The sequence below is a fragment of the Hymenobacter persicinus genome, assembly GCF_004167665.1.
Lineage (GTDB): Bacteria > Bacteroidota > Bacteroidia > Cytophagales > Hymenobacteraceae > Hymenobacter > Hymenobacter persicinus.
Genome location: NZ_SEWE01000010.1, coordinates 37,254 through 52,558, shown reverse-complemented (window position 1 = coordinate 52,558; position 15,305 = coordinate 37,254). Strand labels below are relative to the sequence as shown.

Sequence of the window (15,305 nt, the reverse complement as noted above, 5' to 3'; positions counted from 1 at the left end):
GATGTAATGCGCATACAAAACACTACACAAAACACTACTTAGTGTCAGCTTGCCCACAAATCATATTTTAGAAAAACTACGCTAATCATTTCCAATAACCTTACACTTGCCTTTTATTAAATCCTTTTCAAAACGCTTGAATTTATCTGTAAGCTTTAAGCCATTCTTGTACAGCACAGTAACCCGCCTATTTCGTTCACCTAACTTACTATCAATATCTGTGGAAAATCTAGGCATCAACTCTGTATATGTCTTAAACGCAACGTTACGAATATTATCAACATTCTTCTTATCAACAAATATTGATTCATTACTATCAAAATCAAAACCCTTAAGTGCAGTAAGAATGGATTTGGCTTTATCAAAAACTTCAAATGATTTTGACCTCTTCTTCATTATCTCCATCTCATAATAATCCATAAGAGTTATCTCAGATATTGACCTACCCTTTTTATTAAAATAGTGATCTCGCATGTATTTAACTACATCTTGCGAAAAATCGACCTCATCATTCTGTATAGCATTATGTACGACAACTGAAATATGAGATAAATCTATTGAATCCAGCTCGTTTAAATAATCATATTTCAGCATTGCATCTACGAATGGCTTACCTCGGTTTACCGAAGTCACGCTTGACTCTTTGAAAATGTAATAACCAAATTTCATTTGCTCCTTTGAAAGTGATGAAGAGAATTCATCAAAAGAAGTTATAAATATTTCATCTCTGGCAACTATCTCTTCCGTAGCTTTTTGGTTACCATAATTCGCGCCAACTAATTTAGGCATCTTCATCTCTTCATCATAAATATATTTAATCAAAACAAATGCATATTCACGGCTAAATTCTAAACAACGTTTAATCAGATCAAATGCATTAACATAACCAAAATAAATAGCAGTGTTACCAAAGTAATCCCTAAGGTTTAACTTATTATTCACAATTGCATTAATAGTATCTAAGTACAGAGAATTAGATTCATTTGGATTCTGAGAAGTTGTAGCCATATGGTACAACACAAAAGGCTGCAACGCATTACCTGCACGACTAAATGCCTCATTGAAATTCGAAAATGCCAACTGAGTTTCGTTTATACTTTGATAATATAAACCCATATTACAGTACACAGCGAATGTAACCAAATCGTATTCATCTTTTGACAAAATATATTTAACGCTGCCTATTTCATGTACTATTCTTGAATAAATTGAAATTTGATTAAAATCGTTTTCTTCAATAGAAGATTGATTTTTTTCGTCCAATAAATCAATAGAACTTACTAAGTTAGCTATACCTAACAAAGAATTGAAATAATGAATATTATACAACTTAAAACCAACAATTACAGTTAATATAGAAAATGATTTATTATACTCTGCATGCTCAATAAGAGAAGAAGCATATAGAAATAATGATTCAAGCTTCAACCTAAGTGCCCCTTTTGGCAGTGCACTGCTCACTTCAGCTCCACGCTTGTCAAAGTGCTCAACAATGCTGTCAAATTTTTGCTTATTGAAATATGCACTGATTATTGTTTGTTGTAGAATGACAAAGTCAAACCCAGTATACTTATCAATATTTTCTTCTAACAGCAAAATTACACCATCATAATCCTTGTTAGCGAAGGCAATAGACGCTAGTTCTACTAAGCTGCTATCTTCCTCAACAATTTCTGATAGCCATTCATTCGAAAGAGCATGGTCAATAATTCTATTCTTTATATTAATTTTATCATTCTCAAAATTTGCACCTACTATCCCTGCTAGATACAGTTGGCGCCGTTGCGTCATTGTAATTGAAGCCAGTTCCCTGTTCTTTAAGCTTTTTACCGCACTTGCCATTTCTTGATCTGACTGCACCATACTGCGGATATTGTCTAGTGGAACTCTGTCATATGTTGTCAAATACATCATATTGACAATCTTATCCACTACTTCGGCATCAATTGCAGAATCAATTTGCAATACATCTTCTACTGCTGAACACACCTCATAGGTCATTCTTGGGTTTCCATTAGTCCAATAATATACCCTTTCAACAACTTCATTGCTTAAATTCAACTTAGCTTTTTTTAGAAACTCTTGGTATTCTAAATAACTAAAGTCGCCTAAAAATATTTCCTGACCGATATTAAAAGGCGATATTTTAGGATCTTTAATAAGTTTAGCTGGCTCCCCTACACCAGAGAGAATATAATTCAGCTTATGTAAAACTGGGTAATTTGTTCTAGAGAAGTATACACTTCTTATTTGTTTAAAAATAATATCTGAAAATGAAACTGTAGTCATTGCGTCTACTTCGTCAATCAAGATAATTAATTTACCCTTAATCACCCTCAGAATCGCTCTTAGCTCTTGCAAGTGCTCAACATGATCTACCTCATCCCTTTCATCACGGGATTTTTTAATACTATCAGTTAGAAAGTGAAGTTTTTCAGGGTTGGTTTCAATAGCAAGGTCAATAATATAACGAAAACACTCTCTTGCAGTTCTAAATGAATTGGAAAAATCCGCGTATACGCATGCATCATCAGGACCAATTAATTGCTCCTTTGCATTTAGAAGCAAATTGGTTTTACCCATTTGTCTTGCAACTAAAACGTAGCCCGGTCTACCTGTATCATTTATTATAAACTCCATTAACCTATCTGCCTCTCTACGTACGTAAAGGTGCTCGGGAATTATTGTATACGACCTGAGAATTTTATTTAACATGTCCAAATTTGTTTTCAAAGTATTGGTGCATTGACGCTTCAAAAGACTGATCCTTAAATTGCGCAAACAAAACCAAGTCGCGGAGACCGGTCTTCAACTTCCTTGGATTTCTTGCAGAGAACTTAATCAAAGCATCAAAATATTCTTGACTGAGTTTACACTTGATGGCGTCAAGCATTATATTTAATAACAATTTCATGTCAGACTCTTCCCACTCGCTTACCTCCATAAAATGTATCTTCTCCCCTATCTTCTCTGCAATTGACAAAACTGATTCTTTTGGATCACCAATTGATGTAAAACAAAAATTTACTGTTGAATCAGGATATTGCATTGAATTTTTAAGGATCATAGAAAATACATGTTTAAAGATATTTTCTTTGCCAGTTCCAATAGGCATTTCCTCCATTACCAAATACGTATTGCTATAAAACCTATTCAAGGTTTCGCAAATCATATCCATTACCTTCATCAAGGTGTTAGGCTTGTTCTGGACTTCGCAATTAGCAGCATCAAGAAGCCTACCATGCATGTAATCAAATACAGACAACATATCTTCGGTATCAACACTTGAAAAATCAATTACGAATACTTTTTTATTAGCATGTATAAGATTGCGAAAGGTCATGCAAGTTTTCCCAAGCCCGCTATCCCCATACGACCATATATTTGATTTTGAATCTAGAATATTATTGTATTTTTTATCAATCTCCCTAATTAAGTAATACTGTTCTTTTGATGCTGAATATGAGTTAAAGGTAGAATCGGCAAACAAAACCTGATCAAGCTTTAATAAGGCGCTTAATTCTTTTGCTTCTTCTTTAAGCGGAATAACGCCTAAATCCTGAAAAGTGTGCATATCCGTAAATACACAAGCACACAGATCAACTGCTGCCCTAGCAGCCAAATACTGTTTCTTTATTTTATTTACCGCCTTATTACCATCAGCAAAATCACAAATGCCTTTTACAACAAGCCAATTTTTATTATAAGCATGTGCAACCGACACCAAACCAGCGCCTTCCATCTCTCCACCAATGGCTGGTTCAAATATTTTCAACAATTGATCTCTATACTTTTTATCATCAACTAATTTTTCACCCGAAAGTAGGTGCCCATAAATGATCTTTGACTTTCTTGTTTTTGTCAAAGAAAAGCTCCAGCCTATTGGTTTGGTAAATCTGTTGAATAACAGGACACTAGACATTTGCCTGAACCCTCGGCACTCAATTTTATTACGCTTTATTTTAATATTTTCATACTGCACAACCAATTCGGACACTAATACATCCCCAATTCTTTGTTTAGTTTCATCACCTCCAAATGCGATTCCAACCATTATTATAATAACTGGTTTTACAAACTCAATAGCTTGTTGAACTGTCATTATTGATGCTCCAGCTCCACTAGTACCCATTCTTGATTCAACATGGCATACCGCATACTTACCTAGCATTCCAAGATAATAGGTGTAGAATTGTTTTTGGACCACCAATATATGCGTCAGCTCTGGCAAGGGAGAAATTCTTTCATGCAGGCATTCTTTCTCTATTTCGGTGACCGTAACCAAAACTATTGACATCAAATCAATATATTTTGAAAAATCATCTTCACTAATACTTCTGTAATCCATTTAAACAGTGATCAAAGCTTGAAACCAAAAGTTTAATATTGCAAAGAAATTCTTTAACTTTTTTAAGAAGCCAGAACTTTTAGCACTGAAAGTAACAAACAATTCTTAATGAATTTCACTGCCCCTAGTAGGTGCATGAAAAAAGAGCCAGTAATAGAGGTCACAATGGTGTCCTATATGTGGATCCATATCACAGTCCCTTCTCGCAAGTACTTGCCCATAGCTTGGATCGCTTTCAATGATACCGTGGGACAACCTTCACTGCGCCCTATATGGGTCCGGCTAAAGAACCGAGATGAGTGCAGGACAATCCCTCGTGTCAAAGCATTTGAGTTACTAGCATCTATCCCTGCCAACCGGTATGCTTGTCCGAATTTACCTAGGTATCGCTCAACAATCACATAGCGACCTAGCGCCGTTTTTTGGCTAGATATTCGGTTGGAGAATCGTGTTGCTTTAATCTGCCCACTACCCTTGCCATGCATTACGCGGGTTTGGTATACAAGCTTTTGCCTTAGCAGATCATATACCCGTAGCCTTGGCGCTGACGATGGCAAAGCCATATCTATCACCAAAGCATGGCGCTGATCATAGAACGGATTATGACCTACTATGCGAGTCACGTCCTTTAGATGTGGACGCTGGACTACATCATAGGTAAAGTATTTCAGGCGGTAGTAAACTGACCATACAGAGGCATGAAATATCAAGCACCAGCAACAGAAAGCAAATAGTAAGGCTAAAATATACACAAACATTCGTTTCATAAAATCTTAAACGCAGAAAACACACATTATGCTATAACCAAATCTGCCTAAGTTATGTGCAGCTAACATAAAATTATTAAAGTGTGTGAATATCTTTTAGGCTAAAAAACACTTATATCATACTCCAAACCAATATAACTGTCTGAATATATTTTCTAAACAAAATTATTTTTGATTAATAAAAACCACCAGTATAAATTTGCAGTATTAAGCAAAAACCAATAGGCACCCGGTCATGAAAACCAGCACCACACAGCTACACCAATTACAGAATCAAATTAACATTCAACAAAAAGGCTCAGCAATTACACTGAGCCTTTTTCTATGCCTAAAATGTCTGAATATATTTCTTAAAAAGAATTTCAGTAAAGCTACTTGAAACTTCAAACTACGCCTACCCAAGTTACTATATACATCATAACGACTCACAGACGTAATCTATGACGGTGCAAGGGAGGTATTTTAACGTGTCATATTAATTGTTTTGCCTCCCTTGCTTTCCTACCGTTTAGGATGATATATAAAAACAATTAATGTGACACTGGTTAGGAAGCCAGTTTTAACTAAAAACAATAAGTAACTATGACACAATCACAATTTATCGTACCAAGCAAGATTGATTTCAATATCCTCTTTGATTCTATTGGTATCTCAGACCGCTACAAGTTTGATCATATTGATAAGTACAACTACATCATACACAAGATTTGTGAAGGACGTGTATTTAACCGTCAAATTTACTCGTTTGGTTACACAAACCTACACTTTAGTACACTTGAAAAGTTCTTAGGCAAGCGCTATGCAGGTCAGTTGCTAGACAACCTAAAGCAGTGGGGTATTATCCAGTGCGACAATCATTATATCAAAGGAGAGAAAAGCAAAGGTTATCGTATTGCACCGGCTTATGTCAGTAAGGCTATCTTACGTAATATATTCAAAGCTGAGGTTTGGACTAAGAAACTAGCTAAACAACATGCAGCATATAAAGAGAAAACAACCGCAACGATTGAATGGTCTAATCTCTCCAAGTTCGGTATCAATGATAAAGTATCTGAATATCTTGAATTAAAACATTCTTCTAGCTTGTCTATTGTTGAGTCTCATAAAGCTAGATTGTCTTCTATTGTTAAAGCTGGTAATATTGAAATCAATATTGCATTAACCTTGTTGAAGCTTGATTTTCATTCTTTTATCTCTTCTTTATCTGGTTCTTCCACTCCCCTACCCTCTACCTCTTCTCTTATGAACCCTACACTTAATTTCGGCAGTATACAGCAATACATTCTAGATTCAAAAGACTTAGAGAAAGCATTAACAAAAGAAAAGAGCAATGCATATGAAGTGTTAGTAAATCACATACACAATGCTTATAGCGCTGATCTGATGTCAGTATACAATATCAAAAATGAGAAATGGTTTGTAGAGCAACCAGATATAACCAGCAGAATATACACTAACATCAGTAACCTATCCTCTGATTTACGTCAGTTCCTATATCATAAAGAGTCTGCTGATAGTCTTGTAAACCAAGACATACGCAATAGTCAACCATTCTTATTTAACTACTTACTAGCAGATAAGTACAGAGGTCAGGCTATACCAGCAGACGTAACCAAGTACATGCAGCTTACAGCATCTGGTGAGTTTTATGAACACGTAATGAAGTTGATGAACGTACCAGAAGATAACCGGAAAGCATTCAAAGTAGAGTTCTTCGCTAAGATATTCTTCTGCAAAACCAGCTATAGCAAGCGCACGAAAGAGGGCAAGGTATTCCAAACCGAATTCCCGAACGTGTATCAGTTGATCAACGAGAAGAAAGAAGCCGGTTATGAGAAACTAGCAATTGAGATGCAGCGTCGGGAAGCTGGTATCATTCTCAATACTATAGCTAAAAGACTCACAAACGAGGGTGTATGGTGCGCAACTATCCATGATAGTATAGTTGTGCTCAAAGCACACGCTGAGCAAGTGAGAGAGCTAATACTAGCTAGCTTCAAGGGATCAGTTGGTATTGCTCCTACTGTGAATCCAGAGGAATTGAAGTAGACTCATCATGTTGCATCACCTACACCCTAGCACTTTCTTAACTATATTTTAAAGTTTGCGTAGTATACCGTTCACCTAAACCCCGTTGTTATGCTAGCTCGAACTAAAGGCACTAAATATTACACAATTACTATACCTGATAGCAACAAAATTCAGCGACCCTACGGTACTCGTGTCGCTACGAAAGAGGAAGTAGAAGAGCGGCTTGAACAGGCTAAGAAGGAACAGTACTTCTTACACCTGATTCAAGTAAGCTATTACATTCAGTCAGGCATTGATGCCAACGAGGCTGCCGACCACCAGTGGAGCAAGGATGCTGAACAATGGTTATCTGAACTGGACTAGCTGAGCATCCTTTTCTGATAGGTCAAAAGAGAAGTCCCGATATCTGACAGGTATCGGGGCTTCTCTTTTAGACTGGCTACCAATCATCGGGTCTATCCAAGTTCACGAAGGGCAAGGGGTCTAAATCTGCCATGATGAAGGTCTTCATCATGGCAGATTTCATTTCATCTAGCTCATTGTCATTTGTATACAAGTTCCGGTAGTATGCCTTAACCTGCTCAATGGTCATAGTGATTTCCTCTCCCCTAGCATTCCAACTTGCAAAGCTTCTATAGGTCAGAGCAAATATCTTGTTTTCCATGAATAAAGGATCTTTATACATGGTAAGTAGGTCACTCCAAAGAATATTGAATAATCCGATTGCTGGAATAAACTCGAATTTTGATTCAGATTCACCATACCCGTTAAGTGCAGTCAGAGCTTTATCGAAGCCATTGCCATTTAGTAGCAAATCAAAAAATGCATTATACCCTTCCTCAATATCATTAACATATACAGCTTCGTAAGGACCCACTATCCCTGCAAAGGGTGCTGGCAATACAGGGTCAATTTCTATGAAAGCTCTACCACCGAAACAGACAGCAGTAGTAACCATCGTGTTATTCCTAGTTTCAATATTGATTTCGCGCAGTAGGCTAGCAAACTCAGTCCATGATACAAATTGACTTGAAGCTAGAACCAATCCCATTTTATCATTACTACCATGTATTTCAAAATGAATAAATGGGAAATGGTGCTTGTCTTGTACATCGGACTTTATCCTATCTAAAACACTAACCAATTCGTCATAGTCTTTTACAATAGCCAATTCGGAATCTAAAGTCTGTAATTGGCTGCTCTTGTTCTTTATAAGGTCATTGTAAAGTATTGTCCCAGTTGGCTTATCCACTACTCCTAACGATTCAATAATCCAAATCTTATTGAATATAAAACTACCCTTGGTTTGATTTTCGCTCTGCATCTTGGATATCATTAAAGTTTTTAGTTACTACGCTAAACAATTTTGCAATTTCCTTCTTAGTCGGGTCAGGCATTATCCAAAGAACAATGCTATCCATACCTTCTACTTTTTCACCCTGCTGCTTATGCGTTGCCGTTATATGCAAAACACTCTGAACATTACCCGCACCTTCACTCAGGAAATTACAGTAAGCATATTTTTCAAAAAATTCATTGATTACCTTTACCTTGCATGCAAGTCCAGCATGACTGGGAACTATATACTCGTTTGGGGTTTTACCGAATCCTTCTAGTTTGCAATCATTCATTTCTGTGTTTGTTAATGAGTTAAATTTTATTAAAATCAATTGCCGCCAATACAATTATGTTATATCAATAACTGACGGAAGATTCAAAGCGCCCTTAACAATTTGCGAAATAATCTCCTTTTGTATAATAGGGTATATTTCTTTTATCCATTTCAATCCACCCTTTTGTATTTTAGAAAACAGCGAAGACATTTTGCCAAAAATTTCGTCTTTTGTTGATGTTGTAATCGTATCCTGTATTGACTTGGCTTCAACGATTAGGCTATCAATTTCCTCAATATTTTCTTTATCTTTATTATGCTCTAGCAAAAATATAATCTTTGTAAAAGCATCATCAAGAAGAAACTGTTGTTCAAGCGTAAAACTAGCTCTACTTGCATTTTCATCTGCACTTTCAAATTTTTCTTGAAAATCATCTTCATACTGCTTCAATATAGGGTCATCAAAAATAGTTGGAATTTGATTATAGTCATTTAAAATATTAATCCATTGCTTGAAGATATTGGCAAATCCTTCGTAAGTTGTTGCAGCCCTAATGGCAATGTTATTATTAGCACTTGCCGGTTTGCTCTCATAGCGAATTATAGTTTTCCCATCACTTTTCTCGATAGCCGTAATCTCAAAAAAGAAACCAGATTCGGGGTCTACATCAATCATTCTAAACAAAGAGTTTGCACTCATATCCATAGCAACTATCTCTTTGTTAATGATGGGCAATAACGGTTCAATTGCTTTGTGTATTGCTAGGGGAATTTTCTTCTTCATTGTATGTGTATGCTGAATTCGTTACTTACATTGTAGGCAATGTACAAAAACCATCAACAGATTCTAAATCTAGCGTAGCTATGCCAACAGGACATTATGCCTTCTGTCTCCTGCACTTTGAGCAGCAAGTAGTGCTCGTGTGGGAAGAGGGACGATTCCTTGCCACTCGCTACGAGGAAGAGGACACCGTTGGACTCTAACACATGCTATGTGGCTTCTTTGTGGAGCTCTACTATGACAACCATGAGAACAAGATAGTGGAGCGTACTCGTACATTCACGAGCCTATCCTAGCCTCCTATGCTGGTTCAATTCGCTTCATACAGGCTCACCAGCGAACGTGACCTATCATGGCACAATCTACCCTATCAGCACTAAGAACGTTGAATGAAGCTATGTTTCTGGTGGTGCAATTTTCAACCAGATAAAGTACAATAAAGATGATATTTGATGTTGTATCAACTTAGACCGTGACTGTATACAGTATAAGCCCGCTTGTATAAAGTTTCAGGGCTGTTATTGATACATAGGCTGCTTATCAGTGGTATAAAGTGGCTTATCAGCGTTTAAACAGTGTTTTATAGTTCGTTAATGTATTTCGCCTACAAGAGCAACGAGCGGAACGTGGCTTTGCTGCGCCGCCACTACGCCGAGGGTAAGCACGCCGGCAGCGGCCGGGGGCTGCTGGTAGCCGTTCTCGTCGGGCTGGTGGCCGTATTTGTGCTTACGGGCTGGGCCGGCTACGAGCTGGTACGCTGGCTTTGGCACTACTTTCAGTAGGCCGACCCAAGCCGCCACAATGGTGCAACGGGAAGCGCCGGGGCGGCCGGCGTAAAAAAAGCGCCCGTTGGGGCATTTCAGCTGAACCGTCACCGTTCCTTCACCGTTACGGGCTTTAATTCGGTTTTAATCTAGCTGTCAGCCATGCGTTTTCTCTTCCCGGGCGTTGTTGCCCTCGTTTCGGTAGTCGGGGCCCAGGCCCAGACGGCCCCCCTTGCCTGGAACTCCGACCTGACGGCGGCCCTGCAGCAGGCCAAAACGGTCAATAAGCCCGTGCTGGCCGTTTTCTCGGGTTCCGATTGGTGCAAGCCCTGCATCATGCTCAAGCAGGAAGTGTTCGACCAGCCCGAGTTTGCGCAGTTTGCCAAAGACCGGTTTGTGCTGGCCCGGTTCGACTTCCCGCGGGGCAAGAAAAACAAGCTCCCCGCGGCCCAGCTGAAGGTAAACGAGCAGGCCGCGGCCCAGCTCAACAAGGAGGGCTCCTTCCCGCTGGTGGTGCTGCTTTCGCCCGAAGGCAAGGTGCTGGCCAAAACCGGCTACCGCCCCGGTGGCCCCACCGCCTACGATGCCTACCTGACTCAGCTGCTGGCCAAAAAATAACCCGTGCGCCCTGTCCCCGCCTCCCGTGTGCTGTTGCTGGCCTGCCTTACGGCGGGGCTGGCTTGGTGCGGTCTATTCCCGGGTGGTCTGCGGGCGGCGCCACGGCTTCCCCAGCCCCGCAACTTCACCCGCTCGGCCCACCTGATGGGGTCCCACTTCACGTTCACGGCCGTTTCGGCCGACGATTCGCTGGCGTGGCGGGCCATTCGGGCCGGCATCAGGGAGGCCCAGCGCATCGACCGGCTCTGCTCCTACTGGGACTCGACTTCCCAGATAACGCAGGTGAACCGCGCCGCTGGCATCCGTCCCGTGGTGGTCGACCAAGAGGTGTTTGACCTGATCCGGCGCACGCTCAAGCTTTCCGAGCTCAGCGGCGGGGCATTCGACATCACCTTTGCCGGGGGCGAGAAGATCTATACGTTCGACCGGCAGGAACACGCGGCCCTGCCGGCTCCCGAAGTCGTGAAGGCCTCGGTGGCCCGCATCAACTACCAGAAAGTGCTGCTCGACCCGGCCACGCACTCGGTAATGCTCCAGGACAAGGGCATGCGCATCAACTTGGCCGGCATCCTGCAGGGCTACGGGGTGCGGCGTGCCCAGGCCCTAATGAAGCAGATGGGCATTCAGGGCGGCCTGATCAACGGCTCCGGCGACGTGTCGTGCTGGGGGAAGCAGGCCGACGGCTCGCTCTGGCGCATTGCCATCGGCGACCCGGCGTTTCCGCAGTCAGTGTCGTCGTGGCTGACGGTGACCGATGTGGCCGTGGTGACGGCCGGCAATTACGAGCAGTACTTCACCGTCAAGGGGCAGTACTATGGCCACATCATTGACCCGCATACCGGCTACCCTGCCACCGGCCTGCGCTCCGTGACCATCATCTGCCCCGACGTGGAATTGGCCGACGGCCTCGACGAGGTGGTGTTTGTGAAGGGCCCGGAGCAGGGCCTGGCCTTTATCAACGGGCTCAAGGGCGTCGACTGCACGCTCATCACCAACGACGGCCGCACGCTGGCTTCCAAGGGAATGCAGCTCAACTATTACCACAGCATGGGCGCTCCAGCCTCCCAAACTCCGACCACACCATGACTTGTTCTTTCCTGCCCCGCCTGGCCCTGGGCGGCCTACTGCTGCTGCTGGGCGGCAGCGGCCTGAGCAGCTGCGTATCCGTGGCGGCCTACCAGAAAGTGTACCTCAACGACGAGGATATGAAGCTGGCCAACAAGCGCATTGAGGTGTACGAAACCAACTTCGAAAGCTACCGCGAAGGAGCCGGCGGCGCCAACGGCGGTAAAGTCGGGGGCGGCTGCGGCTGCAACTAATCTTTTCGCGCTACTGAGTTTGCCAGTTATGTCCCGACCTTTCTCCTCCCTGCTTGGCTTCCGCGCCCCGGCTGCGCTGCTGCTGGCCCTGCTGCCCGCCCTGGCCTGGGCCCAGGCCACGCCCACGCCCAACCGCGTCGACGGCTACGGGGCGCCCAGCACCACCGCTCCCACCCCGCCCGACCCCAGCAACCACGGCGAAACGGAGGTCAATATTCTCTCCAGCTACTATTCCCAGGACGGCAGCCACGGAGCCGTGGAGGGCGGTATCGGCACCCAGCACCTGACTGACCTGACGCCGACCATTATCCTGAACGTGCCCCTGGACTCGGCCACGCGCATCTCCGCCAACCTGGGCATGGACTACTACGCCTCGGCCTCCACCGACCGGATTGACCAGGTACTGTCTTCGCCTTCCGCCCACGACACGCGCTACCACCTCGACCTGGGCTACTCCCGGCAGCTGGCCGACAAGCGCACCATCGTGGGTTTCGGCGGGGGCTTTTCCAAGGAATACGACTACCTCTCGGGCAACGTGACGGCGTCCTGGGCCCACGCCTCCCAGGATGGCAACCGGGAGCTGAGCGTGGCTGCCCAGGCGTTTTTTGACCGGGCCACGCTCATCCTGCCCGCCGAGCTGCGCCAGGGCCGGGGCGGCGACCATGGCTCGGGCTTCGACACCCGGCAGAGCTACAACCTCAACATCGTGTACTCGCAGGTGCTCACCCAGCGGCTGCAGGCGGCCGTTAGCACCGAGCTGGTGGCCCAGAACGGGCTGCTAAGCACGCCCTTCCACCGGGTGTACTTCCGCGAAACCGGCGGCGCCCTGGGCACGGCCAAACGGGAGCTGCTGCCCCGGCAGCGCTACAAGTACCCCGTGGGGCTGCGCCTGACCTACTACGCTGCCGACCTGGTGCAGGTGCGCGGGTTCTACCGCTTCTACAACGACAACTTCGGCATTACGGCCCACACTTTCGAACTGGAAACGCCGGTGAAGGTGACGCCGTTTTTCGTGCTTTACCCCTTCTACCGCTACCACACCCAGACCGCGGCCAAGTACTTTGCGCCTTATCTGGCGCACTCCCTCACCGACCAGTACTACACCTCCGACTACGACCTGGCCGATTTTTCCGCCCACAAGCTCGGCCTGGGCCTGCGCTACTCCCCGGTCTACGGCATTGGCCGGTTTAAAACCCCGTTTGGCGGGCGCGTGGCCAAGTTCAAGGCGCTGGACCTGCGCTACGCCTACTACCGGCAGAGCGTGGGCCTCACCGCCAGCCTGATCAGCGCCGACCTGTCGTTTACAATGCCTTAACCGGCTGTCACTCGGGCCTGAGCTTCCGGTTGGCACTGCACAACGCGCACCGGAACCACCCGCGGTTTTCCGGCCCCGCGCGTGCATCTGCGGTGGTTGCGTCGTAGCTTTGCGGCGTGAAAAATCCCCGTTTCCTTTCCGCCGCACTAGCCGGGCTCTTCCTGACGGCGCTGGCCGCCTGCCACTCAGGCCCCACGCCCGAGCACCAGGCGGAGCTGGCCGAAAAAGCCGTGCTGGCCAGCCACGACACGCTCATGGCCCGCATGGATGAGCTCTACGACCTGCGCCAGCAGTTGCAGAAAGTCAACCTGCCCGACACGGCCCTGACGGCGCGGCGCGGCCGGGCCCTGCTGGCCGCCGACGCGGCCATGATGGACTGGATGCATCAGTACCACCGCCCCGCCGACAGCGTCGTGGTGCCGCGCAAGCTGGCTTACTTCGCCGCCCAGCAGCGCAAAATCGACTCCGTGGCTCAGCTAATGACCCTGAGCCTGGACTCGGCCCGGCAGCTGGTGCCGTCGGCCGCCGCTTCGCCCCAACCCTCTGCCCAATGATGAGTACGTTTCTGCCCCGCGCCCTGCGCCTGGGTTTGTTTGCCCTGAGCACGACTCTGCTGCTGCCCGCCTGCTCGCTTGATTCCAAACCCGCCGACACCGAGCGGCTACCCTTTCTCGGGGAGCGGGAAGTGAAGCCCCACGCCGACGGCAGCCCAGCCGACACGGTGTACGCCACGATTCCCGACTTCCGTCTTACCGACCAGGACCGGCAGGTGATTACCAACCAGACCTTTGCCGGCAAGGTCTACGTCACGGACTTCTTCTTCGCCACTTGCCCCAGCATCTGCCCCAAGATGCAAAGCGAGCTGCTGCGCGTGTACACCAAGTTCAAAGACGACCCGCGGGTGCTGTTCCTCTCCCACACCATCGACCCGGCCCACGACTCCATCCCGGTGCTGCGCGACTACGCCCAGCGGCTGGGGATTCAGGATGCCTCGCGCTGGCACTTCGCCACGGCCTCCCACGACTCGATTTTTTCCCTGGCCCGGGCGTATATGACGGCCGCCCAAGTGGATAAGGGCGTGCCCGGCGGCTTTGCCCACAGCGGGGCCTTTGCCCTGATTGACCCGCAGCGCCGCATCCGGGGCGTGTATGACGGCATGAACCCGCTGGAAGTGCAGCGCCTGCTCGACGACCTGCCCGTGCTGCTGAAGGAAGTGGAGGCCGACCAAAAGGCGGCCAAATGAGTTGGGGGCGGCGGTTAGGTGTTCTGGCCGGAGCTGGGCTGGCAGTGGGGCTGGGCGCCTCGGGCTGCTTTACGGAGCGGCAAAACGAGAGTGCCAAAATCTACGCCACCCACTGCGCCAACTGCCACGGCACGCAGGGCGAGGGCCTGCAACGCCTGATTCCGCCCCTGGCCGGCTCCGACTACCTGGTCAAGAACCGCTTGGCCCTGGCCTGCCTGATCCGCAAGGGCGTGCAGGGGCCGCTGACGGTCAACGGCGTGGAATTCAACCAGGTGATGCCCCCGGCCGACTCCCACCTGACCGACTCCCAGATTACCAACCTGCTCAACTTCATCCAGACCTCCTGGGGCAACCAGGGCGAGGTGTTCACCATCCGGGAAGTGTCGGAGCAGCTCCAGGGCTGCGGGGCCAGCGACGGGGAATAGGCGCTGATTCGGGCGGGCCCGCCTACGGGCCCGGCAATACTTTGGGAACCAAACGGCTACGAACAAAGTCATTTCTGCGGGC

Annotated in this window: 16 protein-coding genes; 10 read left to right on the top strand and 6 right to left on the bottom strand. The window is 46.2% G+C overall.

Features of this window, described 5'->3' with window-relative positions; translation table 11 throughout:
• Window positions 1-81 precede the first annotated feature (81 nt).
• The 3 genes from EWM57_RS06720 to EWM57_RS21915 all read right to left on the bottom strand — a co-directional run bounded on the left by EWM57_RS06720 (window position 82) and on the right by EWM57_RS21915 (window position 5,106).
• Complete coding sequence (locus EWM57_RS06720; RefSeq protein ID WP_129920370.1) at window positions 82-2,715, bottom strand: AAA-like domain-containing protein; 2,634 nt, start codon at window positions 2,713-2,715, stop codon at window positions 82-84.
• Complete coding sequence (locus EWM57_RS06715; protein WP_129920369.1) at window positions 2,705-4,348, bottom strand: 5'-methylthioadenosine/S-adenosylhomocysteine nucleosidase family protein; 1,644 nt, start codon at window positions 4,346-4,348, stop codon at window positions 2,705-2,707. The genes EWM57_RS06720 and EWM57_RS06715 overlap by 11 nt, the downstream gene beginning before the upstream one ends.
• A gap of 173 nt (window positions 4,349-4,521) precedes the next feature.
• Complete coding sequence (locus EWM57_RS21915) at window positions 4,522-5,106, bottom strand: murein L,D-transpeptidase catalytic domain-containing protein (RefSeq protein ID WP_394345401.1); 585 nt, start codon at window positions 5,104-5,106, stop codon at window positions 4,522-4,524.
• A 591-nt stretch (window positions 5,107-5,697) separates the two neighbouring features.
• On the opposite strand from EWM57_RS21915, the gene EWM57_RS06705 reads away from it, so the two are divergent.
• On the top strand, window positions 5,698-7,164 hold the full coding sequence (locus tag EWM57_RS06705) for a hypothetical protein (protein ID WP_129920367.1): 1,467 nt from the start codon (window positions 5,698-5,700) through the stop codon (window positions 7,162-7,164).
• Window positions 7,165-7,254: 90 nt separating this feature from the next.
• Window positions 7,255-7,509 carry a hypothetical protein gene (locus EWM57_RS06700; protein ID WP_129920366.1) on the top strand — a complete coding sequence of 85 codons (255 nt, stop codon included), beginning with the start codon at window positions 7,255-7,257 and terminating at the stop codon, window positions 7,507-7,509.
• A 76-nt stretch (window positions 7,510-7,585) separates the two neighbouring features.
• Here the strand turns inward: EWM57_RS06700 and EWM57_RS06695 are convergent, their stop codons facing one another.
• From EWM57_RS06695 to EWM57_RS06685, 3 genes are read right to left on the bottom strand one after another with little or no spacing between them, the layout of a single operon-like run.
• Complete coding sequence (locus EWM57_RS06695; protein ID WP_129920365.1) at window positions 7,586-8,482, bottom strand: hypothetical protein; 897 nt, start codon at window positions 8,480-8,482, stop codon at window positions 7,586-7,588.
• Window positions 8,442-8,777 carry a hypothetical protein gene (locus EWM57_RS06690; protein WP_129920364.1) on the bottom strand — a complete coding sequence of 112 codons (336 nt, stop codon included), beginning with the start codon at window positions 8,775-8,777 and terminating at the stop codon, window positions 8,442-8,444. Before EWM57_RS06690 ends, EWM57_RS06695 begins: the two co-directional genes overlap by 41 nt.
• A gap of 54 nt (window positions 8,778-8,831) precedes the next feature.
• Window positions 8,832-9,542, bottom strand: coding sequence for a hypothetical protein (locus EWM57_RS06685; protein ID WP_129920363.1), 711 nt, complete (start codon window positions 9,540-9,542; stop codon window positions 8,832-8,834).
• 590 nt (window positions 9,543-10,132) lie between these two features.
• Here EWM57_RS06685 and EWM57_RS06680 point away from each other — a divergent pair.
• From EWM57_RS06680 to EWM57_RS06645, 8 genes are all read left to right on the top strand, one after another.
• Window positions 10,133-10,321 (top strand): hypothetical protein, encoded by a 189-nt coding sequence (locus EWM57_RS06680; protein WP_129920362.1) that lies wholly within the window; start codon window positions 10,133-10,135, stop codon window positions 10,319-10,321.
• Between the two features lie 144 nt (window positions 10,322-10,465).
• Entirely contained in the window at window positions 10,466-10,921 is a 456-nt protein-coding gene (locus EWM57_RS06675) for a thioredoxin family protein (protein ID WP_129920361.1), read from the top strand.
• 3 nt (window positions 10,922-10,924) lie between these two features.
• Entirely contained in the window at window positions 10,925-12,007 is a 1,083-nt protein-coding gene (locus EWM57_RS06670) for an FAD:protein FMN transferase (protein WP_129920360.1), read from the top strand.
• Window positions 12,004-12,240, top strand: a complete 237-nt coding sequence (locus EWM57_RS06665) for a DUF4266 domain-containing protein (RefSeq protein ID WP_129920359.1) — start codon at window positions 12,004-12,006, stop codon at window positions 12,238-12,240. Before EWM57_RS06670 ends, EWM57_RS06665 begins: the two co-directional genes overlap by 4 nt.
• 28 nt (window positions 12,241-12,268) lie before the next feature.
• Entirely contained in the window at window positions 12,269-13,555 is a 1,287-nt protein-coding gene (locus tag EWM57_RS06660) for a DUF3570 domain-containing protein (protein WP_129920358.1), read from the top strand.
• A 116-nt stretch (window positions 13,556-13,671) separates the two neighbouring features.
• Window positions 13,672-14,109 (top strand): hypothetical protein, encoded by a 438-nt coding sequence (locus EWM57_RS06655; RefSeq protein ID WP_129920357.1) that lies wholly within the window; start codon window positions 13,672-13,674, stop codon window positions 14,107-14,109.
• Window positions 14,106-14,798 carry an SCO family protein gene (locus EWM57_RS06650; RefSeq protein WP_242510001.1) on the top strand — a complete coding sequence of 231 codons (693 nt, stop codon included), beginning with the start codon at window positions 14,106-14,108 and terminating at the stop codon, window positions 14,796-14,798. Before EWM57_RS06655 ends, EWM57_RS06650 begins: the two co-directional genes overlap by 4 nt.
• Entirely contained in the window at window positions 14,795-15,223 is a 429-nt protein-coding gene (locus EWM57_RS06645; RefSeq protein WP_129920356.1) for a c-type cytochrome, read from the top strand. Before EWM57_RS06650 ends, EWM57_RS06645 begins: the two co-directional genes overlap by 4 nt.
• The last annotated feature ends 82 nt before the right edge of the window (window positions 15,224-15,305 follow it).